Here is a 22,673-nt window from a genome sequence, read left to right on the forward strand (position 1 = left end):
ATCCCCCATCTTTGAAATAAGTAATCGTAAGTTAGTCTCATTATATCAGACATAATAAAAACGTCTATCGACGTAATCACATGAAGCCAGACCGCATTTAGCAGAAGTTTTTATTGCGATATAAGGATGACATCTCCTGATGCTTATCCTTATCTTATATCTAGAATAAAAACGTCTATCGACGTAATCACATGAAGCCAGACCGCATTTAGCGGAAGTTTTATTGCGATATAAGGGTGCCATCTAAAACAAAAAAGGCGCTAAACGAAGTTTAGCACCCTGTACCTATTTAATAACTGCGCCAGTCCTCTTCACCCTGGTGGACGAGAGAGGCACGTATTACATAAACGAAGGCGCAAACCAGAATACCTGCGACTATGCTCATGATCATCACTCCATCCAAACATAATTCGAAAGATGTGCTTTGATACTTTAATTATAGCACAATGTCCTCAAAAATAAAGCACCCTTGTAACCGCTTTCTAACTCTTTTTGTACTGTTTGTCCTAATTTCCGCATAAAGATGGAGCAGTAAGGCTAAATTTACCGCAGACATGATCTGTTCTACCCAGGGGGCGTTGTTAAATATATGACCATGAAAAGAATGGGTTGGATATTTCTCATGACCGGCTTATTCAGCATTGTCGTCCTTATGGCGGCTTTTCCCGGGGCCGCTCTGCAATCTGCAATCCGTGGTCTCTCCATTTGGTGGGACGTACTCTTCCCATCACTCTTTCCCTTTTTCGTCATTTCCGAAGTGCTACTTGGATTTGGCGTTGTTCACCTTATCGGAACTCTGCTGGATCCCTTAATGAAACCTTTATTTCGTATTCCCGGAAGCGGAGGATTTGTCGCGGCTATGGGATATGTGTCTGGCTATCCAGTGGGAGCCAAATTGACAGCTAAGTTGTGGGAACAAAAAATGGTCAATCGGGACGAGGGAGAACGCCTGGTTGCTTTTACAACCTCTTCAGATCCTATTTTTCTCATTGGTGCCGTTTCAATTGGTTTTTTCCACAACCCGCAAATCGGTTTAATTCTTGCATTAGCGCATTACGGCGGTGGATTTCTGGTAGGACTTTTGATGCGATTCCACGGCCGTAAAAATAATACAGTTTCGGATCATTCTACAGATTTGGCAAAGGGCAGTCGTCTTAAAGTTGCGATTCACGCCATGCATCATGCGAGAGAAGCAGACGGTCGTGATTTTGGGACTCTTTTGAGACAAGCGGTTCAATCTTCTCTCCAGCTTATTATTGTCGTAGGCGGCCTGGTTGTATTCTTTTCCGTTTTTCTGGAGCTTTGGACACGTGCGGGAGCCATCCCCGCCCTGAATCAGATTGTAAGTGCCCTCCTGTCCCTTGTCGGCGTTCCAGAACAATTATCTACGGCACTGGTCGGAGGCCTGTTTGAAGTTACGCTGGGTGCCCGTTATGCGGGTGAAGCTGGGGACGTAATTCCTTTGGCTTACAAAGCGGCAGTTGCAGCCTTCATATTGTCATGGGGCGGCTTGTCAGTACATGCCCAAATCGCAAGTATTTTGAATGCCACGGATCTTCGCTATTTACCGTTCATGATTGCCCGCTTGATCCATGGGGTCGTGGCTGCAACTGCGGTCCTACTGTTCTGGAATCCGATTATGGGGGAGACGATAACAACTCAAGCCATCTCGGCCGTTTCTTATTTGTCTTTCAGCGGGTATAACCATATTATGGCCGTATTTTGCATATTGCTCGGTAGCCTTATCAGTCTGACTCTCTTGATGGAAGTATTTATCCTACTGCGACGAAAGTTCCGCAATTTCCCAAGGTGACATTGTTTTATTCTCCAAGATTGATTATCATCGATATATAACCTTACAAAAGGAGCTTATCAACTTGAGATACTATGTTCTGGACCGCGGAGACCCATTGTCTGTAGAATTGAGTCAACAATTTCACAAGCTAGCGGAACAGCGGGGCTTCGAACTGGATGCAGAATCTCCGGAGATCGTTGTCTCCATTGGCGGAGACGGCACGATGCTCCATGCTTTCCATACGTTTATCGACCGTATTCCAGACCTTGCTTTTGTCGGGGTTCATACCGGACATCTCGGCTTTTATGCCGACTGGAAAGCAGACGAACTGCCAAAACTGATTGATCTCATGTGCGGCATCGGCGATCCTAAAATTCTTAAACCCCGCATTGTTAAGTATCCGTTAGTTCAACTCGAAATTCATAAAAAATCGGGGACGGCATCGTATATCGCGCTAAATGAATTCACACTTAAAGGTGTAGACGGCACTGTCGTTGCCCAAGTCGACATTAATGATGTAACCTTTGAAATGTTTCGGGGAGACGGTATTTGTATTTCAACACCTTCCGGCAGTACAGCTTACAACAAAAGTGTCGGGGGGGCTATGGTTCACCCTTCCATCGATGCACTTCAAATCGCGGAAATTGCCTCTATAAACAATCGGATCTTCCGAACGCTAGGGTCTCCGCTTCTTCTTCCGAAACATCATCATTGCGATATTTTTTCATGCAAAGACCAGCGTTTGCTGCTTACGGTCGATCATAACAATTTCATGATTGATGATCTTATTTCCGTTCGCTGTCAGGTCGCGGAACAGAAGGTAAGTTTTGCTCGCTATCGTCCGTTCCCCTTCTGGAATCGGGTACGGGACGCTTTCCTCGGATAATATTTATCGATTCATACCAAAAACAGCAGCCCTGCGCAGGAGCTGCTGTTTTTGGTGGTACATAATAGTATGTATCCTACTCAGCTTGATGCTGATTCTTTTGATTGAGACGATTGTCTCGATTGTCCCGGTTGTCTCGCTGCTTAGATTCCTTCCAGGATTTTGGCGATTTGTTAGGTCGCGGCTCCTTGGATTCTTTTACTTCTTTTACTGCCTCACGTTTGCTCCGATATTCCTGCGGCTCTTTACCTGTTCCCGGTTCACTCGAACGCCCACCAGATTTGTTTTCCCTAAGATCTATTCTTTCCTCACTTTCGGTTAACTCATCCGCTTCCTGCTCGGCGCGACTTTCCTGAGCTTCCCGTGCCTCCTTCAATTCCTGTTCCTTCAATTCCTTGAGCTCTTTCGGGTCTTTGATTTCCTTGCTTTTCTGGAGCACGAAATAAGCACAACCGAAATTGCAGTACTCATTAATATAATCAGACATTGTCGAGAAGGTTACGTCTTTGGAGGCTTTGGGATGGTTATCCCGATAAAACCCCTTTAATCGTAGCTGGTTGTATCCCCAGTCTCCGACAATATAGTCATACCGCTCAAGCACTTCGCTGTACCTTTCGCGGAAAGCCTCAGTATTCCAACCGTTTCTATGATCCTCAAGTACTTCGTAACTTCTGTTGCCTATAACGATCAAACAAGCTTCCCCTGCCTTTCCCGGCTATGACCGTACAATCTCATCCTTATGGCGTTCAGCCGATTTCACCTGCTCATGCGCATGATAAGAACTCCGCACAAGCGGTCCAGATTCCACGTGGCTGAATCCTCGTTTTAGTCCTTCTTCTTTCAATAAAGCGAATTCCTCAGGAGTATAATACTTCTCCACATTTAAATGTTTAGGTGAAGGCTGTAAATACTGACCAATTGTCATAATATCACAATCTACCGCTCTAAGGTCGTCCATCGCTTGCAAAATTTCGTGCCATTCCTCACCTACGCCCAGCATGATGCTGGATTTGGTTGGGATGTCCGGCTGCATTTGCTTTGCATTTTTCAACAATTGCAGGGAACGCTCATATTTGGCTTTGGCACGGACACGGTCAGACATCCGTTCAACCGTTTCAATATTATGATTCAGAATATCCGGCTTTACGTCCATAACGATTTGCAGCGATTCCGCGCTTCCCATAAAGTCAGGAATCAGCACTTCAACACTGCACAACGGCAGGCGTTTGCGGATAGCCTTTACCGTTTCCGCGAATATATAAGCTCCTCCATCTTTCAAATCATCACGGGCAACACTCGTCACAACACAGTGGCGCAAATTCATCTTTTCGGCTGCTTCAGCCACACGTTCAGGCTCCTGTAAGTCCAGTTCTGTAGGCAAACCTGTGTTGACTGCACAAAAGCGACATGCCCGAGTGCATATATCTCCCAAAATCATAAACGTAGCAGTACGGTTAGCCCAGCATTCATAAATGTTCGGGCAGCGCGCCTCTTCACACACGGTGTGAAGTGTCTTGGAACGCATCATGCTCTTGATTTCGTTATAATTATCGCCCGTTGTGAGCTTGATCTTAATCCAGTCCGGCTTGGGTTGTTTATTTAAAGTTTTGGACAAGAAGAAAACCTTCTTTCGAATTGAGTTGGATAGTCCTTTTAACTGTTCCATATTATATCATGAAAATCTTACGATTACCTATCCTCATCGGTATGGAATTCATCTTTCAACGGCATGGATAAAAATCAGTCATTCGATTCACCCTACAGGTAGGCATCAATGTCCGCGTATTTTTGAAAACGAAGGTCAGGAGGATGGGACACCATGAAAGAACCACGACGAAAATCAGGTCGATTGGGTATGAAGCGCCACTTTTCTGCGGCTTTATTAACCGCCTTTACAGCGGCCTCATACTTTTGGGGACCGGGCTGCGCTACAGCAGAAGAAGCTATTCTAACTGATACACCAACGGCTGCGCAGACGAAGGAAGATGATGTCTTTGCATCCAGAAAAATGTTGTATGACCGAATTTCAGCCGTGACCCAAGTACCCTGGTATCGTTTGGCAGCCATTGATCAATACGAGCGGACATTGACCCGCGTGCATCCTAAAGACCGCAAGCATCCTGAACGTCTTACAGGTATTTTTGTTCCAACAACAGCCTGGACAGGTCCGCTGAATCCGAACCAAGAGGACACTTATCCCCCAACGATCGAAATGTTCTCCGGTTTAGGTCGAGATGGAGACGGAGACGGAAAAGCGGATCCTAACAATAACACTGACTTGCTATACAGCATTTCGGCCAAACTGAAGCCCTACGGACACTCTAAGGACGATTTCGCAATCGGATTATGGTCGTATTATCAGAACGGAAGAGCCGTTCAGCGGGTCATGCAGTATTCCAAACTTTATGAAACATTCGGCAAACTCGAACTGTTCGCCCATGCCTTTCCGCTCCCTGTGGGCAATAACTACTCCTACCGTAGCACCTACGGTATGGGACGGAGTTGGGGAGGCAAACGAATTCATGAGGGAACTGACCTGTTTGCGGGGTACGGGGTACCTGTACGCAGCACCTGCTATGGTGTAGTCGAACTCAAGGGTTGGAATAAATACGGAGGATGGCGGATTGGCATCCGTGATCTAAACAATCATTATCATTATTACGCACATCTTCAGGGCTTTGATAAAGGAATCAAGTCAGGCGATGTGGTGACCCCAGGGCAGACCATTGGCTGGGTCGGAAGCTCAGGATATGGGAAACCGGGAACACAGGGTAAATTCCCACCTCATTTACATTATGGAATTTACCGCGACACCGGTCTTTCAGAGTGGTCATTTGATCCTTACCCGCTCCTCAAGCATTGGGAGAATGAGGAGCGCCAGTCCTTACGAAAAAATAAAAAAGCGCGTCCCTAAGTCATTAGGGCGCGCTTCTTCTTGATTTGAGCTACGGATCGATACTTGTATCAGGGACACTCTCTGATTCCTGAGAGGGTGCTTCCTTATGCCCTTCCGGAGCTGGTACCGTGATTCCCGGATTCGGATCAGTCTTTCCCCCCGTTGCAGCACCTCCTTCTGACTTACTCATTGGAGGAATAGCAATGCTCGGCGCATTATTGCTGTTTTCGCCGACCGGCCTGCCCTGATTATCGTAATAATACATGGGCACATCACCAACTACTAACATGTAGGAAATGGGGATATCCGTTTCAACAACCTGAGGCTCCATATCAAAAGGAACAACAACAGCAACCTCTGTCACAATATGAACGTATACCTCGACTAGAATCATATTGATCCCGGCTTCCTGCTGCCTGGTATCCAGCTGAACCTTCACAGCTCCTTGAGGCTCAATTTTGACAGGAATCTGCGGTCCAAAGGATGCTACGATTGGGCTTTTTAATACTTGGCCCAGAGGGATATGCTCTTTCCGTTTGTGAATATTCTCCAAAGTTTCCTGAACAAGTTGAGTCGTATGAGATGTGATCTTTAAGTGCTCTGCATAGTTCAGCATAAACCCGGTCACTTTGCCTGTACTGTCGGTTTTCCAGTTCACTAAGTTATCAAACTGCTTACCTTCGGTAACCTGACTTGTTATTGCTTTGTTAATGGCTTCCGTCGCAATTTGCTTAACTCGGATTTGAGCCAGATGCATAATGGGCGGTCTCAAATTTCTCTCCACATAAAGAAACAATTGAATGATTCCGAACAATAAGATCAGTGACGCGATAAGCCACCATTTTCTTCGGCTCCGCGGTTTCGATCCCTGAGGACGTACACTGTTCCAAGACGCTTTTACAGGTGTAAAGTGATTTCTAGACCGTTTTTTATATACACGCCGGATTCTCGGCCTGGGCCATGACGGCAAGGACGGAAACGATATCCGCCGGCTCCCCCATTTTTTTCGCCTCACACGTTTGCCCTCCCCTCATTTGCGCTGGAGGCGTGCACCCCACTTCTTAGCAAGCTTCCATAGAGGATATGCGGACAAAGTGTAAAAAAGAAGAGCAAGAGTACCGGTTAAGGTTGTCCTTGCTCTTCTTCACATCTCTTTTTCCATAAAGTAGCACTCTTCCCGAATGTCGAACGGACTTAATATGCAGCCCAACCGGTTATCGTGATTTCATGAATCCATAAAGCCTCATATATCAAGGATTTTTTCTGCCCTATAGTTGTCTCATTTTGATGTTATAAACCGTCTTAAAAGACCTTATAATCGGTCTCAATTTACGTTGTAACTCACATTGGAAGAACTATTGCTAGTTTGAATACTCCCGCTGTCGCAGTGCTTCAAACATCAGTACCGATGCAGCCATAGCCGCATTCAGTGATTCTGCCTTGCCGGGCATAGGAATGATGATTGCATCATCCACAAGTGCCGCAACTTCTGGCGATACACCACTGCCTTCACTGCCGATAACAATCCAGCAAGAGCCGCCAAAATCATAGTGAAAGGCTGTAGTTTGTCCCTCTAGGGAAGTCGTAACTAATCGTGCTCCCATTTCTCTAGCTTGTGGGAGAATATCCGTTAAGTCCCCCTCTATTACAGGGAGATGAAACAGTGATCCCATCGTAGAACGCAGTGTCTTCGGGTTGTACAGGTCGGCACAGCCTTTGCCCAAAATCACGCCACCAGCACCCGATGCATCCGCGCTGCGGATGATCGTACCGACATTTCCTGGATCCTGCAGGCCATCCAGAACGATGATCAGTTTGTCCTTTTGGGCAAAAAGATCGTCCCATGTCATCTTCTCTTTACGAACAACCGCGAACACGGGCTGCGGGGTCGAAGTATGGCTGACTTTCGAAATAATCGCTTCCGTCACACCGATCCATTCGACACCTTGTCCGTTGTCCGGTAATTCCTTCAGTTCATGAGGAATACCTTGTTCATACTCGTAGGCAATACATTCAATATCTGCTCCAGATATTAGCGCCTCCTGCACCAGATGAATGCCTTCCACCACAAATTTGTTCTGCTTGTCCCTATGCTTCTTCTCCTGTAGCTGGGTCCAGCTTTTTACTCTTGCATTTTGCAGCGATAAAATTTCCATATATGTTCCACCCATTCCTGGCGTATATCCATAATCAAATTACTTATTTCGGGTAAGCAAGCTCAAACTTCGTCAAATCATTCTTATGTCCAACCATAACCAGAATATCACCCTCAGCAAGGCGATCTTCAGGGTGCGGTGAGATGTTCATCTCCCCGTTACTGCGGATACCCATAACGTTGCAGCCAAAGCGAACCCGGATATTCAGCTCCTTCAGGTTTTGACCAACCATCTCCGATGATACTCGCATTTCCATAATACTGTAATCATCCGATATTTCGATATAATCCAGAATATTCGGCGAAATCAGATGATGGGCTACCCTTAAACCCATATCACGTTCGGGGAATATCACTTTATCGGCTCCGATTTTTTGCAGCACCTTACCGTGAAGTTCATTTTTTGCTTTGACAATAATAACAGGTACGCCTAAATCCTTTAGAATCAGTGTCGTTAAAATACTTGACTGAATGTCCTCACCAATCGCAACAACGACCACGTCAAAATTACGGATCCCCAGAGCCCGAAGTGCCTCTTCATCCGTCGAATTCGATGACACGGCGTGCGTAACCATATTAGAGACTTCTTGTATACGCTGCTCGCTAGCATCAATGGCAAGCACATCAAAACCCATCCCGCTAAGCTCCTTGGCCACGCTCGTACCGAAACGTCCCATACCGATGACCGCGTACTGTTTCTTAGCCATTTTCTTTCCTCCCCGAACCCTAGATTATCTGTGTTAGTATACCATATTGAACGTTAATCTTGAATTTATATGTCTCCCTGCGGGTACATTAAGCAATGACCCTTAAATAACAAGGAGGAACATTTCGATGTCCATATTGTTAGATCTAAGGCAGGCCGTCATTCACAAAGTCCATAATCAGGACGAAGAGCAGCTTCGCTCCATGATCGAGGGTTCCGTAGACGGGCCCGAAGCCGCCCTTCCTGGTCTCGGCGTCATGTTCGAGATGATGTGGAAAGACATGAATCCGTCGGCTCAAAACGATCTTGTCACTTCCCTTCATGATCACCTCAAGACCGTAACTCCCGGCAAGCTGGTCTAAGCTAGGCGGGTAACAGGAATGAACAAACAATCCCCCTTCCAGAACATGGACAGGGGGATTGTTTATGTTTGAGATATTACAGCTACTCTACTTAAGGAGCAGTCTCCAAAAACTTCGCTGTCGGATTTTTATCCACGGCTGTTCTCATCGCATACTCATTCTCAAAGAGAACAACATAATTATCTTTCTTATCCTTAACTAGCGTTGAATTAATTCGGAATTTAGACGGGTCAACCTTCTCATCAACAAGCCAACGTGCAAACTGATAAGGCATACGTTGGAGCAGAACATCAACACCGTATTCACCCTTCATCCGGTACTGAAACACCTCAAACTGAAGCTGGCCTACAACACCGAGAATCATTTCGTCAAAGCTGACCGTACGGAACACCTGGATCGTACCTTCCTCAGTCAACTGATCGATTCCCTTTTGGTACTGCTTATGTTTTAATGCATTTTTCACAGTAACCTTGGCGAATAATTCAGGCGAGAACGTTGGCATCTCATCAAACTGGATATCACCGCTCTGACTGAGAGAGTCACCTATCCGGAAAATTCCTGGATCAAATAAACCAATAATATCTCCCGGATATGCTTCCTGCACAATATCCCGGTCCTGTGCCAAAAACTGCTGAGGCTGTGAAAGCTTTATATCCTTGCCTACCCGGACATGCTTCACACTCATACCGCGTTCAAATTTACCAGACACGATACGGAGAAACGCAATGCGGTCCCGGTGTGCCGGGTTCATGTTGGCCTGAATCTTAAACACATAGCCCGAGAATTTCTCATCCGTTGGCTGTACAAGACCTGCTGTGCTCCGGCGGGGTTCTGGCTTCGGTGCGAGTTGAAGGAAATTTTCCAAAAAGGTCTGTACACCAAAATTGTTAACCGCACTGCCGAAAAATACAGGAGTCAGTTCACCCTTCAACACTTTTTCAAAATCAAACGGATCTCCGGCGACATCCAGCAATTCAAGATCCTGACACAATTGATCGTGCAAAAACTCTCCTGCCATTTCACGGATTACGGGGTCATTGTAATCTTCAACCTTTTGCACCTTGATGGATGAGTGATCGTCCCCTTGGAAGAGTTCAACTTGATTTTTCATCCGGTCGTATACCCCGCTGAGCTCACGTCCGGAACCGATAGGCCAGTTCATTGGGACGGAACGAATACCAAGTACTTGCTCAATCTCTTCCATCAGATCAAATGGTCTTCTACCTTCACGGTCTAATTTATTGATAAAGGTGAAAATAGGAATGCCTCGCTTGGCACATACCTGGAACAGCTTAATCGTTTGAACTTCGACACCCTTCGCCACGTCAATCAACATGACCGCGCTGTCTGCCGCAGTCAGCGTCCGGTAAGTATCCTCACTGAAGTCCTGGTGACCGGGTGTATCCAGTATATTAATCCGGTGACCTTTGTAGTCAAATTGCATAACGGAAGACGTTACCGATATCCCCCGCTGCTTCTCGATTTCCATCCAGTCACTTGTTGCGTGTTTACTTGCCTTTCTCGCTTTAACCGAACCTGCCAAGCGAATGGCACCACCGAAGAGCAGCAGCTTCTCCGTTAGTGTTGTTTTACCGGCGTCCGGGTGTGAAATAATCGCAAAAGTTCTGCGCTTATCCACTTCACTTTGCAGTTCATCTACTGTTTTGCCCATCTCACTGTTCCCTTCGTACTAAAGTCATGTACATTATTGTACCACAATCCATACGCAAACCAACCCCATACGCAAAGCGTATGAGGATGATTTTTGATGGTACGATACAATATTTAATTCGATCCCTTCAGCCATACTACATTATCTTCTTCTTGTCCATTTACAGGCCACCAGTGGAATCCATCTTTTTCAAGCAGTTCATCCGCTTGCTTAGGACCCCACGATGCCGCAGGATAGGTTTCCAGCTCACCCTGGTTTTCTCTCCAAGCTTCAGCGATGCGATCCACGAAGGACCAGGCTGATGCAACCTCATCCCAACGCGTGAAGTAAGTTGAGTCGCCACGGACCGCATCATGCAGTAGGCGCTCATAAGCTTCAGGTGAGTTAATACCAACCATACAGCTCTGACAGAAGTCCATAGCAACCGGCTCAATTTCCGATTCCGAACCTGGTTTTTTCGCATTGATCTTCACGTACAGCCCTTCCATCGGGTTAACCCGAATAACGAGCAGGTTTGGTTCCAGCGTGTGCTTTTGCCCAAGATATACATTACCCGGCATACGCTTGAATTCCACAACGACCTCCGTTGTTTTCACCGGCAGGCGCTTACCTGTGCGAATGTAGAATGGCACCCCCGCCCAGCGGAAATTGTCCACGAACACACGTGCTGCAAAATACGTCTCCGTATTCGATTCTGGATCAACCTTGTCCTCTTGACGATACGCAGGCAAATCTTTGCTTCCTACGGAACCACTCGAATATTGGCCGCGGACAACGTTCTCCTTCACTTCTTCATGTGTTGCATAAGGACGAAGAGAGCGAAGTACCTTCACCTTCTCATCACGGATATCTTCCGGAAGAAGACGGCTAGGCGGCTCCATAGCAATCATAGTAAGCATTTGAAGCATATGGTTCTGTCCCATATCGCGAAGTGCGCCCGCATGATCGTAGTAGCCTCCACGTTCCTCCACACCAACGGTTTCCCCCAGTGTAATTTGAACGTTAGCGATATGTTTGTTATTCCACAGCGGCTCAAAGAATGCATTGGCAAAACGGATAACTTCGATGTTCTGCACCATTTCTTTGCCCAAATAGTGGTCAATACGGTAGACTTCCTCTTCCTTAAACACCTGACGGATTTCTTCATTCAGCTTTGCAGCCGACTCGAGGTCGTAACCGAACGGCTTCTCAATGACAAGACGATTCCAACCTGCTCCATCCAGCATGCCGCCCTTCATCAGATTGAAGGAAACACTGCCGAACAATTCAGGAGCAAGCGCTAGGTAAAACAAGCGGTTGCCAGCTATATTAAACTTGGCTTCCAGCTGCTCGGTTTGCTCCCGTAACTCGCGGAATCCGTCAATATTGTTAATATCTAAAGATTTATATTCAAAATGCTGCGCGAAATTATGCCATTCCTCATCCTGTTCAGAACGATATCGACAAAATTCCTGAATCGAGCGATGCACGTCCTCACGGAATTCATCCTGAGACCGCGGACGCCGCGCCACGCCGATTACCGCAAAATCCTCTGCCAACTTTCCTTCGCGATAGAGACTATAGATCGCCGGGAACAATTTGCGTCTTGCCAAATCGCCGGTCGCTCCAAAGATGAAAAATACCGCTCCCGGTGTCTTTAATGAATCTAGATTTTGATTTTCAGCCATGGCTCCTCATTCTTTCTCTATGTAATATAGTGTATTTTTATGCATCACAACATAACATGATGTGATGACATTTTAGCATATTCATATAAAGTATGCTATCTCATTTCATACATTTTCATCGTTATTTCAGAAAGAGAGCTTAGTATTCTATTGTAATAACGGGAAATCCGATTGTTATTCTATTATTTTCCTTCATCGAATCTTCATGCACTGCTATTTGCATATGAATAGGGTTCTCCCCACCCATAACATAGGTTTTCAGAGAGGGAACTTCATAAGAGCGGCTTTCGGTCGTGGTATCCTGATAGGAATCCACTGCGTTAAGTGGCAGTTGTACAGCCAGCTCTTCCTCTAATCTTTGTACAGTTTCACCTGCTGTCATTCCATTGTATACACTGCCCTGAATTGAAGCATTCCATGCGGGTGTAATTCCCGCTTTCATCATAGAAGCTTGCGCTCTCTCCTGTATGCGAATCAGGTGCTGAATACCATCCAGCCCTTGGGCATCTAGTTGTATTTTCACGTAGCTCGTCTCTCCAGCCTGAACCCAGTCCAACCGTATATCGGTGTCAGAGATGACATCCCGGGCTCGATAGGCCTTCTCCCCGTGTTCCAACTCAACAGACAGATCACTTATACCCATCTCTTCAGCAAGAATACTCGCGGCTTGTTCACTTTTCTTAACCGACAAAGTCTGGCTCTCTCCTTGCAATTTTACAGTTACATGCAGCGGTGAATCAATTTGTGCCTTTCCCAGCGCATACAGCAGTTCCAGTTGACTGCCGGAAGACTCCACCAAAAGCTCGGAACCTCTCTTATTCGTAGAATCCATCGTGAATCCGGCCAATATCCCTGTAATCCCGCATAATAGCACCATACCTGCTATGAATTTCATTCCGAACCGCTGCATGAATAACCGCCCCTTTATACCGAAATCTATCAATCTAGTAAAAGGATTCCCGGTTACAGCGAAAATATTCTGTTCATATCAAAAAAAGACCCAACCGCTATCCGGCAGTCGGGATCTTTGTTACTACTGGTATGTTGGAACCGTTACTCTGCGAGCCCGTTTTTGTAAGCATAGATGGCCGCCTGTGTACGGTCCTCAACCCCAAGCTTCGCCAAGATGTTTGTCACGTGAAACTTTACGGTTTTAATGCCTATGATCAAATCATCCGCAATATCCTGATTGGACTTGCCCTGTGCAAGCAGGCGCAGCACTTCCATTTCCCGATCCGTCAGCTCACTATGAGCAGGAGCTTCCGCTTGCGGGTGACGGAATCGGTGCATCATTTTGGATGCTACTTGGGATTCCAGTACCGACTGTCCACGTGCGGCTGCCCGGATGGCATCGGCAACCTCCGAAGCTCTGGACGTCTTCAGCAAATAGCTGAATGCCCCCGCTTCGATGACAGGATACATTTTTTCATCATCCAAATAGCTGGTAAGGACGATCACTTTACAGTCAGGATACAGCTTTAGCAGCTGCCGAGTGGTCTCTATCCCGTCCATTCCTTCCATTACGAGGTCCATCAGCACCACATCCGGATGATATTCTTTTGCTAACCGTATGCCTTCTTCTCCACTACCGGCTTCTCCGACCACTTCAATCCCGTCCTCCGTGCCCAGCACGGCGGCAAGCCCGATTCGAACCATTTCATGATCATCAACAAGCAGCACTTTAATTGGCGTTTCCAACTCCATCTACTTCACCCCGGTTTCGTTCTTCGTCCATCAGAGGGACGGATATCTCGATGCGAGTTCCTTTACCGGGCGCAGTAATAAACTGTATGGAGCCGCCAAGCTCCGTCACCCGTTCCTGCATGGTAGAAAGACCATAAGAGGTTTGTTTTTTCTCATCCACCTCAAACCCCACCCCATCATCCCGCAGCGTAACACGCACCGTGTTTTGCTTCCGCTGAATGCGGATGTCCATTCTGTCCGCTTTGGCATGTCTCAACGTATTGGACATCGCTTCTTGGATAATGCGGAATAGATGATTCTCAATCCCTTTCACAAGGGTTACTCCTTCATCCATTTCCAATGTAATCTCCATTGGGACTTTAATCTGCAGCTCCCGTATCAGTTCACGGAGACCCTGCTCAAGTGCTTTACCCTCCAGGTATACCGGGCGCAAATGAAGCAGGAGTGCCCGCATTTCCGACTGAGCTACCGCGGACATTTCCTCAATCAGAGCTACTTGCCGCTGTGCTTTACCAAAATCCTTTTCTAGCGTACGACCAACGGCAGTGGCCGTCATCGATATGGCGAACAGCTGTTGAGATACCGAATCATGAAGCTCCCGTGCCAGACGCTGCCTCTCCTCCACAATGGCCGTTACACGGGCCTGTTCAGCCAGTTGTGCGTTGTTGGTAGATAAACGCTGAAGCGAATTCACTTGCTCCTCCCAGCGTTTACTGATCCGTCCCAGCTGTTCTCCAAGGCGTCCTACCTCATCCTCTCCCATGTCGGGCATGATAGCTGAAGTTACGCCGCCTTTTTCCCAAGTGACTAAGGTTTCCCTAACCCCATCAAGCCTTCGTTTTATCCGGTAGCTCTGAAAAAAACCATACACAGCTCCCAAGCTAACCGGTAAAAGCACTAACGTTATCCCTGCTTGAATACCATTCCTCCAGGAATCAAAAGGCTTCAAATAGTCGTATGTATATAAAATGTACAGCGTAACCAGCATAACCACAAAGCCCAGAAGGGTGCCCTCACGGATACTTCGGGTAATGATATTAGCCTTTTTCTCCGATTTCATCGGGCAGCCCTCCTGCTTTCCTCACTTTGCGGTATCTTGGATCAAACCAGGCGTATGTTGAGATCACCACCAAGATATGAAACGATAAACTTCACTTTATATTCACTAGATTCATAGTTCGGCGATTTCCAGTTCAGACGATTCATGATTCCGGTCTCCCGCTGCCTGCCGATGTCTATAGATCCAAAAAGAACAAATGCTTCAATCTCTACACCATAATAGTCAGGTAACGCTAAATCGATATCTCCAAGAATACCATGGAACATCATAACCGTACTACGTTCCTCTGGCAATGCAAGCGACAAATCCACATCAGCTTCACCAAGGACATGCCACACGCTCATACTCTTCATGACCCATGGAGCACTGTCCCAATCAAAGTTGGACATAAAATTCTGCCTTTGAACGAATCGGTCATTTTCGTGAGCACGGCGTGCTTTCCCATAAAATATTCCGAGCGACAACAAGCCGATTCCGATAATGAGCATTAGGTGATCCAGAAGAAGCAGGACGGTTCCTACACCAAGTATAATATATCCCTTTCGGACAGAGCCGCTTCGAATCTGATGAATACCTGCAACCATCAGTAGAAGAGCGACGATGGTAAAGAAACCAAACCATCTGCCGAAAAGCATAAACACACCGATGCCAATCAATCCAAATGCAATCCAGCGATTTCTATCCATGCCGCACCTCCCCACGATGATTATAAGCCATGAAAAGCCAAAACAGTGCGGGGATCCGCACCGTATGGCTTACCATTATATACTGAACGGATTACCTCGAAATTATGAAGGATACCCCAATATCCGTACATCAAGTTCATTCAGTAGTTTATCACATTTCCTAGTTTTACGAATACTTCTTTTATAAAATCCTGACTTGCTTCTTCCTTTTACTCTTCTTTTGCAGAGCCACCATTCATTTTGTTTCTGAGAGCGTTAAGCTGCTCATCCACTTTCATCTGCTTTTCAACGTCCACAGGACTAGTGTAAGCTACGTTGTTCGGACGGTATGGTGCACGCATTACATCCGCTTCTGCTTCCAACTGCATTATCTTTTCTTCCATGCGGTGGAAGCCCATCGAGGCGCTGCCGCTTTCGATCGAGTGCAGACTACTTACTTGCGACATTTGCTTCTTCGCTTTAGCCATTTGAGCACGAGCTACAAGCTCATTACGCTTGTTGCGCATTTTGTAGAACTCATCCTTCATTTCATGAAGCTGAGCAACCAATTCTTTGGCTTGAGTTTCAGACTGCAGGTGAAGCTCTGTGTATTCTGTTTCTTTTTGATCAAAATATATTTTCTCTTCCAGAAGCTTACGTGCAACTTCCTCTTGACCGTTCTTCAAAGCCAGTTCTGCTTGAGCTTCACGCTGAGCAGCCATTTTCACGGCTTCTTCCACACGTTGTTTCATGCGGCGCTCATTAGCCATTTGCTTAGCAACCGTTACCTCTGCCTCGTGAATTTCTGCTTCCATGTCGCGCAAATATTGATTCAGCATAACAATTGGATCTTCAACCTTATCGAGCAACTCGTTCACCGATGCTTTTGTCATATCTTTAATTCTTTTAAATACTCCCATTTTATAAATCTCCCTTCTCATACTTCGATAGTTTTTTCTTAAGTTCTTCTATTTCTTTCTTCATAGCCTTCTTCTCTATGTCCTTCATCATGGAATCCAGATCAGCCTCTGGCGCTTCCTCATGTCTAGAGGCATATCCTCTGTCATAAGATGACGGTCCTGCATTTCTCGGTCCAAAGTTGTCCCGGTCATCACGATAAGTTCCGCCAGGACGGTTGTTATAGCCGCCATATGAGCCGTTCGGTCCATAATGGTAATTGTTCTGACCACGGCCTGGGCCGCTCGGGCCATATGGATCGTGATAATAAGGTTCCTTCGGAATGACCAATGAAGCGATCAAATAAATCAATAATGTCGTACCGCCAGTAAAGAAGATACTGATGACAAATATAATACGGAGCAGGGTTGTTTCTACACCGAACGTTTCAGACAATCCGCCTATCAACCCGGTGAACATTTTATCTCTGGTAGAACGGTACAATCTTGTCATATTTACTCCTTTCCGCTGTTATTCAGCTTCTCCTTCAAACGGGCAAGCTCGCGATCCAACACGGTCGAAACACTTTCACCAGTCTGAACCAGATACTCTTGGCCCATTTTACGAATGTCGCGGAGACTCTTTGCTTCAAGCTCCCAATCGTTGAGACGGTCATCCAACCGGTTGAACATTTTCGGTACATCTTGGCCACCATAAGATCCTGTACGCTCATTCATTTTTTGCTGAAGTCGCAGTGTCTCCATCCGAGCAACATAATACTGACGCTTACTGTATACCGACTGATATTCCATACGAAGCTCACCCAGCTGTTCTTCTACTTCTCTGAGCGATTCGCGGCTGGTCATTAACAGCCCCTCATACTGTTCAATCTTTTCTTCATAGATCAGTTTTTCTTGAAGAGCCAGTTTCGCCAAATGGTCTTCCCCAGCTTTCAGTGCCAGAAGTGCTTGTTCTTCCCGTTTGTTCTTCATCGTCTCAGCTTGGCTTACCTGCAGCTTCAATTGTCGTGTATGAGACTCACACTGTTGCAGTAGCTTCTCAGCCTCCGTAATGTCCCGCCGGGTAGAATGTAGAAACTGATCAATCAATCGAACTGGATCCTGACTTTGTTCAAGCTTCTCATTTAGAGTGGCAGCCGTGATGTCCCTTATGCGTCGAAAAACACTCATATTTTCTTTATCCTCCTCTTCTATCAAGTTCATTATGTTACAGGTTTATTAGTAGTAACGACGGCCATTTCCACCTTTAAATCGGGACACTCCGTAGACGATCAAGACAATCCCAAGTATCGGACCGAACAGCCAGGAAAGCTTACCGATCAGCGACAATACGCCGATACCTAGTATGATCCAGCCGAAGAACGTGTTACCGCGGCGGATTCCGTAATAGCCAAGTGCGATCATCGCCAGTGGTATCAGTAAGCTGAACAACCATCCAAGGAATGGACCGAATACGCCAAGTAATACTAACGCGCCCAAACCAATAAGGAGGATTCCCATTCCATTATCTTTTGTGCTTCTCATTTATACACCGCCTTTCCGTCTTATTTATCATTCGTTTGTGACTTGTTCAACCTTATGACCTTATTTTAGGTTATTTCTATTCAATCTAAAACGGACCCTGGACGGTTTTTCATCCTCGACCTAAGTCGGGGAAGGGATAAGACCTCAGTCTAAACACGACTACAACAAATAGCGAATAACAGCACCATGCCATCATTCGCAGTTCTTACTATTGCTGCTTATCCGTTTATTCTTCCGCCATAACATCATTAGGAACGTATGAAAGTGAAAGTATCCAATATCTCACTCTCTAGCCTCTTTACTCTATAGTAAAAATATGGGCCGTGCGTAACCCCCAACGCCACACTGCGCGTTGTATGACCGCGCTCAACCACAGAACACAAAAAAAGAACGTGGATAATATCCACGTTCTTTTTGATGATGCCGGTGAAGGGACTCGAACCCCCACGGTTTCCCTCACGATTTTGAGTCGCGCGCGTCTGCCAATTCCGCCACACCGGCTTACTTAATGGCGTGCCCTAAGAGATTCGAACTCCTGACCTTTTGATTCGTAGTCAAACGCTCTATCCAGCTGAGCTAAGGGCACATAGTTATAATGGAGGCGCCACCCAGATTCGAACTGGGGATAAAGCTTTTGCAGAGCTGTGCCTTACCACTTGGCTATGGCGCCAAAAACAAAAATGGAGCGGACGACGGGAATCGAACCCGCGACCCTCGCCTTGGCAAGGCGATGCTCTACCGCTGAGCCACGTCCGCATAAAAATCAATGGCTGGGGATATAGGATTCGAACCTATGCATGACGGAGTCAAAGTCCGTTGCCTTACCGCTTGGCTAATCCCCAATATGACTTTTGAAAAATATGGGGCGATCGATGGGACTTGAACCCACGAATGCCGGAGCCACAGACCGGTGCGTTAACCCCTTCGCCACGACCGCCATATTCAAAATCATAGTTCTATTGGCAGGGGCAGCAGGAATTGAACCCACACTAACGGTTTTGGAGACCGCTGTTCTACCTTTAAACTATGCCCCTATAAAACTGGTGGAGGATGATGGATTCGAACCACCGAACTCGGACGAGAACAGATTTACAGTCTGCTGCGTTTGGCCACTTCGCTAATCCTCCATGTGGTGCCGGCGAGAGGACTTGAACCCCCAACCTACTGATTACAAGTCAGTTGCTCTACCAGTTGAGCTACACCGGCGTATACAGTTGTTAAAACAAATGGTGGCTCGGGACGGAATCGAACCGCCGACACGAGGATTTTCAGTCCTCTGCTCTACCGACTGAGCTACCGAGCCATAAAAGCTCTTTCGGTTATAATGAAGAATGGCGGAACTGACGGGATTCGAACCCGCGATCTCCTGCGTGACAGGCAGGCATGTTAGGCCTCTACACCACAGTTCCACAAGGCACTATCGCTGTTATATAGCGATATAATTGGTTGCGGGGGCAGGATTTGAACCTACGACCTTCGGGTTATGAGCCCGACGAGCTACCGAACTGCTCCACCCCGCGTCATTAAAAGGTGTATATATGGTGGAGGCTGAGGGGTTCGAACCCCCGACCCTCTGCTTGTAAGGCAGATGCTCTCCCAGCTGAGCTAAGCCTCCATAATTAAACCGACTTTTATCTTATCAAATTACTACTCACTTATCAAGAGTTAATCTTGCATAAAAACCTGAAGCAAGCAAATAAATGGTGACCCGTAGGGGATACTCTCACTTTGTTCGAGACTGCGAAGTATTCCTATCGATGTCTATGCTTCGACGAACCATTGGGATTCTCATCCCCAGAAGCAAGCAAATAAATGGTGACCCGTAGGGGATTCGAACCCCTGTTACCTCCGTGAAAGGGAGGTGTCTTAACCCCTTGACCAACGGGCCTTACTGAAATATATAGTGGCGGAGAGAGAGGGATTCGAACCCTCGAGACGCTTTTGGCGCCTACACGATTTCCAATCGTGCTCCTTCGGCCAACTCGGACACCTCTCCATAAATGGCTCCCCGAACAGGACTCGAACCTGTGACAACTCGATTAACAGTCGAGTGCTCTACCAACTGAGCTATCAGGGAACATTATTCAATTCAAGTGTTTAATCACTTGAAAACTAGATACGAAACGTTATTTGCGAATATTTAGGATAAGCCCTCGACCGATTAGTATTGGTCAGCTCCATGCATTGCTGCACTTCCACCTCCAACCTATCTACCTCGTCGTCTTCAAGGGGTCTTACTAATTGGGAAATCTCATCTTGAGGGGGGCTTCACGCTTAGATGCTTTCAGCGCTTATCCCTTCCGTACGTAGCTACCCAGCCATGCTCCTGGCGGAACAACTGGTGCACCAGCGGTACGTCCATCCCGGTCCTCTCGTACTAAGGACAGCTCCTCTCAAATTTCCTACGCCCACGACAGATAGGGACCGAACTGTCTCACGACGTTCTGAACCCAGCTCGCGTACCGCTTTAATGGGCGAACAGCCCAACCCTTGGGACCTACTTCAGCCCCAGGATGCGATGAGCCGACATCGAGGTGCCAAACCTCCCCGTCGATGTGGACTCTTGGGGGAGATAAGCCTGTTATCCCCAGGGTAGCTTTTATCCGTTGAGCGATGGCCCTTCCATGCGGTACCACCGGATCACTAAGCCCGACTTTCGTCCCTGCTCGACTTGTAGGTCTCGCAGTCAAGCTCCCTTATGCCTTTGCACTCTTCGAATGATTTCCAACCATTCTGAGGGAACCTTGGGGCGCCTCCGTTACTCTTTAGGAGGCGACCGCCCCAGTCAAACTGCCCACCAGACACTGTCCCCGCACCGGTTCACGGTACTAGGTTAGAACCTAGATACGATCAGGGTGGTATCCCAACGGCGCCTCCACAGAAGCTTGCGCTCCTGTTTCTTAGGCTCCCACCTATCCTGTACAGATCGTACCCAAATCCAATATCAAGCTGCAGTAAAGCTCCATGGGGTCTTTCCGTCTTGTCGCGGGTAACCTGCATCTTCACAGGTATTAAAATTTCACCGGATCTCTCGTTGAGACAGCGCCCAAATCGTTACGCCATTCGTGCGGGTCAGAATTTACCTGACAAGGAATTTCGCTACCTTAGGACCGTTATAGTTACGGCCGCCGTTTACTGGGGCTTCGGTTCATAGCTTCGGATTGCTCCTAACCACTCCCCTTAACCTTCCAGCACCGGGCAGGCGTCAGCCCGTATACTTCGCCTTACGGCTTCGCACAGACCTGTGTTTTTGTTAAACAGTCGCTTGGGCCTTTTCACTGCGGCCCCCTCGTGCTATTCACACTACCGGGGCACCCCTTCTCCCGAAGTTACGGGGTCATTTTGCCGAGTTCCTTAACGAGAGTTCTTCCGCGCGCCTTAGAATTCTCTTCTCGCCTACCTGTGTCGGTTTGCGGTACGGGCACCTTCACCTGACTAGAGGCTTTTCTTGGCAGTGTGAGATCATGACCTTCGCTACTATAATTTTCACTCCCCATCACAGCCCAGCCTTAATGATGTGCGGATTTGCCTACACATCAGCCTCACTGCTTGGACGGACATCCATCAGTCCGCGTCACTACCCTCCTGCGTCACCCCATCGTTCATAACGGTTTACGGTGGTACAGGAATTTCAACCTGTTGTCCTTCGATTACGCCTTTCGGCCTCACCTTAGGTCCCGACTTACCCTGAGCGGACGAACCTTCCTCAGGAAACCTTGGGCTTTCGGCGGATCAGATTCTCACTGATCTTTTCGTTACTCATACCGGCATTCTCACTTGTATGCTGTCCAGCGCTCCTTACGGTACACCTTCAACCTACATACAACGCTCCCCTACCCCTGATGCAAAAGCATCAAGCCATAGCTTCGGTGGTGTGTTTAGCCCCGTTACATTTTCGGCGCAGAGTCACTCGACCAGTGAGCTATTACGCACTCTTTAAATGGTGGCTGCTTCTAAGCCAACATCCTGGTTGTCTGTGCAACTCCACATCCTTTCCCACTTAACACACACTTGGGGACCTTAGCTGATGGTCTGGGCTGTTTCCCTCTTGACAATGGATCTTAGCACTCACTGTCTGACTCCCGGATATAAGTCTATGGCATTCGGAGTTTGACTGAGCTTGGTAACCCTTGCGGGCCCCGCACCCAATCAGTGCTCTACCTCCACGACTCTTATTCCGAGGCTAGCCCTAAAGCTATTTCGGGGAGAACCAGCTATCTCCGAGTTCGATTGGAATTTCTCCGCTACCCCCACCTCATCCCCGCATTTTTCAACATACGTGGGTTCGGGCCTCCAGTGCGTGTTACCGCACCTTCACCCTGGACAGGGGTAGATCACACGGTTTCGGGTCTACGTCCACATACTTAAGCGCCCTATTCAGACTCGCTTTCGCTACGGCTACAGCTTCTCGCCTTAACCTTGCATGGGAACGTAACTCGCCGGTTCATTCTACAAAAGGCACGCCATCACCCATAGATCGGGCTCTGACTTTTTGTAAGCACACGGTTTCAGGTTCTATTTCACTCCCCTTCCGGGGTGCTTTTCACCTTTCCCTCACGGTACTGCTTCACTATCGGTCGCTAGGGAGTATTTAGCCTTACCAGATGGTCCTGGCAGATTCATACGGGGTTTCACGTGCCCCGCACTACTCGGGATCCGTCTCG

At 47.3% G+C, this 22,673-nt stretch carries 19 protein-coding genes, 16 tRNA genes and 1 rRNA gene (1 of these 36 cut by a window edge); 4 read left to right on the forward strand and 32 right to left on the reverse strand.

All coding sequences use genetic code 11. The features are described 5' to 3' along the window. Positions 1-589 precede the first annotated feature (589 nt). Together ylbJ and MNQ98_RS25400 are read left to right on the forward strand one after the other, a co-directional pair. Complete coding sequence (gene ylbJ / locus MNQ98_RS25395) at positions 590-1,813, forward strand: sporulation integral membrane protein YlbJ (RefSeq protein ID WP_241930712.1); 1,224 nt, start codon at positions 590-592, stop codon at positions 1,811-1,813. 64 nt (positions 1,814-1,877) lie between these two features. Next, on the forward strand, positions 1,878-2,681 hold the full coding sequence (locus MNQ98_RS25400) for an NAD kinase (RefSeq protein WP_208917810.1): 804 nt from the start codon (positions 1,878-1,880) through the stop codon (positions 2,679-2,681). Between the two features lie 76 nt (positions 2,682-2,757). Here the strand turns inward: MNQ98_RS25400 and MNQ98_RS25405 are convergent, their stop codons facing one another. Together MNQ98_RS25405 and lipA are read right to left on the reverse strand one after the other, a co-directional pair. After that, entirely contained in the window at positions 2,758-3,372 is a 615-nt protein-coding gene (locus MNQ98_RS25405; protein WP_241930713.1) for a YutD family protein, read from the reverse strand. A gap of 24 nt (positions 3,373-3,396) precedes the next feature. Next, positions 3,397-4,296: a lipoyl synthase gene (gene lipA / locus MNQ98_RS25410; protein ID WP_241930714.1), complete on the reverse strand. Its 900-nt coding sequence runs from the start codon at positions 4,294-4,296 to the stop codon at positions 3,397-3,399. 204 nt (positions 4,297-4,500) lie between these two features. Here lipA and MNQ98_RS25415 point away from each other — a divergent pair, with 204 nt between their 5' ends. Beyond that, positions 4,501-5,595, forward strand: coding sequence for a M23 family metallopeptidase (locus tag MNQ98_RS25415; RefSeq protein ID WP_241930715.1), 1,095 nt, complete (start codon positions 4,501-4,503; stop codon positions 5,593-5,595). A 31-nt stretch (positions 5,596-5,626) separates the two neighbouring features. On the opposite strand, the gene yunB is transcribed toward MNQ98_RS25415, so the two are convergent. The 3 genes from yunB to MNQ98_RS25430 all read right to left on the reverse strand — a co-directional run bounded on the left by yunB (position 5,627) and on the right by MNQ98_RS25430 (position 8,439). Then, positions 5,627-6,592 carry a sporulation protein YunB gene (gene yunB, locus MNQ98_RS25420; RefSeq protein WP_241930716.1) on the reverse strand — a complete coding sequence of 322 codons (966 nt, stop codon included), beginning with the start codon at positions 6,590-6,592 and terminating at the stop codon, positions 5,627-5,629. A gap of 346 nt (positions 6,593-6,938) precedes the next feature. Next, complete coding sequence (locus MNQ98_RS25425; protein ID WP_241930717.1) at positions 6,939-7,733, reverse strand: TrmH family RNA methyltransferase; 795 nt, start codon at positions 7,731-7,733, stop codon at positions 6,939-6,941. 43 nt (positions 7,734-7,776) lie between these two features. Beyond that, entirely contained in the window at positions 7,777-8,439 is a 663-nt protein-coding gene (locus MNQ98_RS25430) for a potassium channel family protein (RefSeq protein ID WP_241930718.1), read from the reverse strand. 127 nt (positions 8,440-8,566) lie between these two features. On the opposite strand from MNQ98_RS25430, the gene sspI reads away from it, so the two are divergent. Further along, positions 8,567-8,800: a small acid-soluble spore protein SspI gene (gene sspI, locus MNQ98_RS25435; protein ID WP_208917804.1), complete on the forward strand. Its 234-nt coding sequence runs from the start codon at positions 8,567-8,569 to the stop codon at positions 8,798-8,800. A gap of 91 nt (positions 8,801-8,891) precedes the next feature. On the opposite strand, the gene MNQ98_RS25440 is transcribed toward sspI, so the two are convergent. The 27 genes from MNQ98_RS25440 to MNQ98_RS25570 all read right to left on the reverse strand — a co-directional run. Beyond that, complete coding sequence (locus MNQ98_RS25440; RefSeq protein ID WP_241930719.1) at positions 8,892-10,472, reverse strand: peptide chain release factor 3; 1,581 nt, start codon at positions 10,470-10,472, stop codon at positions 8,892-8,894. Between the two features lie 113 nt (positions 10,473-10,585). Continuing rightward, on the reverse strand, positions 10,586-12,139 hold the full coding sequence (gene zwf / locus MNQ98_RS25445) for a glucose-6-phosphate dehydrogenase (protein WP_241930720.1): 1,554 nt from the start codon (positions 12,137-12,139) through the stop codon (positions 10,586-10,588). Between the two features lie 139 nt (positions 12,140-12,278). Continuing rightward, positions 12,279-13,049 carry a YwmB family TATA-box binding protein gene (locus tag MNQ98_RS25450; RefSeq protein ID WP_241930721.1) on the reverse strand — a complete coding sequence of 257 codons (771 nt, stop codon included), beginning with the start codon at positions 13,047-13,049 and terminating at the stop codon, positions 12,279-12,281. Between the two features lie 143 nt (positions 13,050-13,192). After that, entirely contained in the window at positions 13,193-13,843 is a 651-nt protein-coding gene (locus tag MNQ98_RS25455; protein ID WP_208917800.1) for a response regulator, read from the reverse strand. Continuing rightward, positions 13,821-14,903: a sensor histidine kinase gene (locus MNQ98_RS25460; protein WP_241930722.1), complete on the reverse strand. Its 1,083-nt coding sequence runs from the start codon at positions 14,901-14,903 to the stop codon at positions 13,821-13,823. The genes MNQ98_RS25455 and MNQ98_RS25460 overlap by 23 nt, the downstream gene beginning before the upstream one ends. Before the next feature lie 41 nt (positions 14,904-14,944). Continuing rightward, a complete protein-coding gene (gene liaF / locus MNQ98_RS25465; RefSeq protein WP_241930723.1) occupies positions 14,945-15,589 on the reverse strand; it encodes a cell wall-active antibiotics response protein LiaF in 645 nt (214 codons plus the stop codon). A 209-nt stretch (positions 15,590-15,798) separates the two neighbouring features. Beyond that, positions 15,799-16,488 carry a PspA/IM30 family protein gene (locus MNQ98_RS25470; protein ID WP_208917797.1) on the reverse strand — a complete coding sequence of 230 codons (690 nt, stop codon included), beginning with the start codon at positions 16,486-16,488 and terminating at the stop codon, positions 15,799-15,801. A 1-nt stretch (position 16,489) separates the two neighbouring features. Beyond that, a complete protein-coding gene (locus MNQ98_RS25475; RefSeq protein ID WP_241930724.1) occupies positions 16,490-16,978 on the reverse strand; it encodes a PspC domain-containing protein in 489 nt (162 codons plus the stop codon). Positions 16,979-16,980: 2 nt separating this feature from the next. Further along, positions 16,981-17,655 carry a PspA/IM30 family protein gene (locus MNQ98_RS25480; protein ID WP_241930725.1) on the reverse strand — a complete coding sequence of 225 codons (675 nt, stop codon included), beginning with the start codon at positions 17,653-17,655 and terminating at the stop codon, positions 16,981-16,983. A 48-nt stretch (positions 17,656-17,703) separates the two neighbouring features. Beyond that, on the reverse strand, positions 17,704-18,009 hold the full coding sequence (locus MNQ98_RS25485) for a hypothetical protein (RefSeq protein WP_241930726.1): 306 nt from the start codon (positions 18,007-18,009) through the stop codon (positions 17,704-17,706). Between the two features lie 421 nt (positions 18,010-18,430). After that, positions 18,431-18,510 (reverse strand) — tRNA-Leu (locus MNQ98_RS25490). An 8-nt stretch (positions 18,511-18,518) separates the two neighbouring features. Beyond that, a tRNA-Arg gene (locus MNQ98_RS25495) sits at positions 18,519-18,595 on the reverse strand. A 10-nt stretch (positions 18,596-18,605) separates the two neighbouring features. Next, positions 18,606-18,679 (reverse strand) — tRNA-Cys (locus MNQ98_RS25500). Between the two features lie 11 nt (positions 18,680-18,690). Continuing rightward, positions 18,691-18,765 (reverse strand) — tRNA-Gly (locus tag MNQ98_RS25505). Positions 18,766-18,776: 11 nt separating this feature from the next. Next, positions 18,777-18,851 (reverse strand) — tRNA-Gln (locus MNQ98_RS25510). 19 nt (positions 18,852-18,870) lie between these two features. After that, positions 18,871-18,946, reverse strand: a tRNA-His gene (locus MNQ98_RS25515). A gap of 23 nt (positions 18,947-18,969) precedes the next feature. After that, positions 18,970-19,043, reverse strand: a tRNA-Trp gene (locus MNQ98_RS25520). Positions 19,044-19,050: 7 nt separating this feature from the next. Then, a tRNA-Tyr gene (locus tag MNQ98_RS25525) sits at positions 19,051-19,136 on the reverse strand. Positions 19,137-19,139: 3 nt separating this feature from the next. Beyond that, a tRNA-Thr gene (locus MNQ98_RS25530) sits at positions 19,140-19,215 on the reverse strand. A gap of 21 nt (positions 19,216-19,236) precedes the next feature. Beyond that, positions 19,237-19,312 (reverse strand) — tRNA-Phe (locus tag MNQ98_RS25535). A 29-nt stretch (positions 19,313-19,341) separates the two neighbouring features. After that, positions 19,342-19,418, reverse strand: a tRNA-Asp gene (locus MNQ98_RS25540). A gap of 34 nt (positions 19,419-19,452) precedes the next feature. After that, positions 19,453-19,529 (reverse strand) — tRNA-Met (locus MNQ98_RS25545). A 19-nt stretch (positions 19,530-19,548) separates the two neighbouring features. Further along, positions 19,549-19,624, reverse strand: a tRNA-Val gene (locus tag MNQ98_RS25550). 198 nt (positions 19,625-19,822) lie between these two features. Beyond that, positions 19,823-19,897 (reverse strand) — tRNA-Glu (locus tag MNQ98_RS25555). A gap of 16 nt (positions 19,898-19,913) precedes the next feature. After that, positions 19,914-20,005, reverse strand: a tRNA-Ser gene (locus tag MNQ98_RS25560). 5 nt (positions 20,006-20,010) lie between these two features. After that, a tRNA-Asn gene (locus MNQ98_RS25565) sits at positions 20,011-20,086 on the reverse strand. A gap of 64 nt (positions 20,087-20,150) precedes the next feature. Continuing rightward, positions 20,151-22,673 (reverse strand): 23S ribosomal RNA (locus MNQ98_RS25570); it runs 404 nt beyond the window's last position.

The organism is Paenibacillus sp. N3/727, assembly GCF_022637315.1.
GTDB lineage: Bacteria > Bacillota > Bacilli > Paenibacillales > Paenibacillaceae > Paenibacillus_AQ > Paenibacillus_AQ uliginis.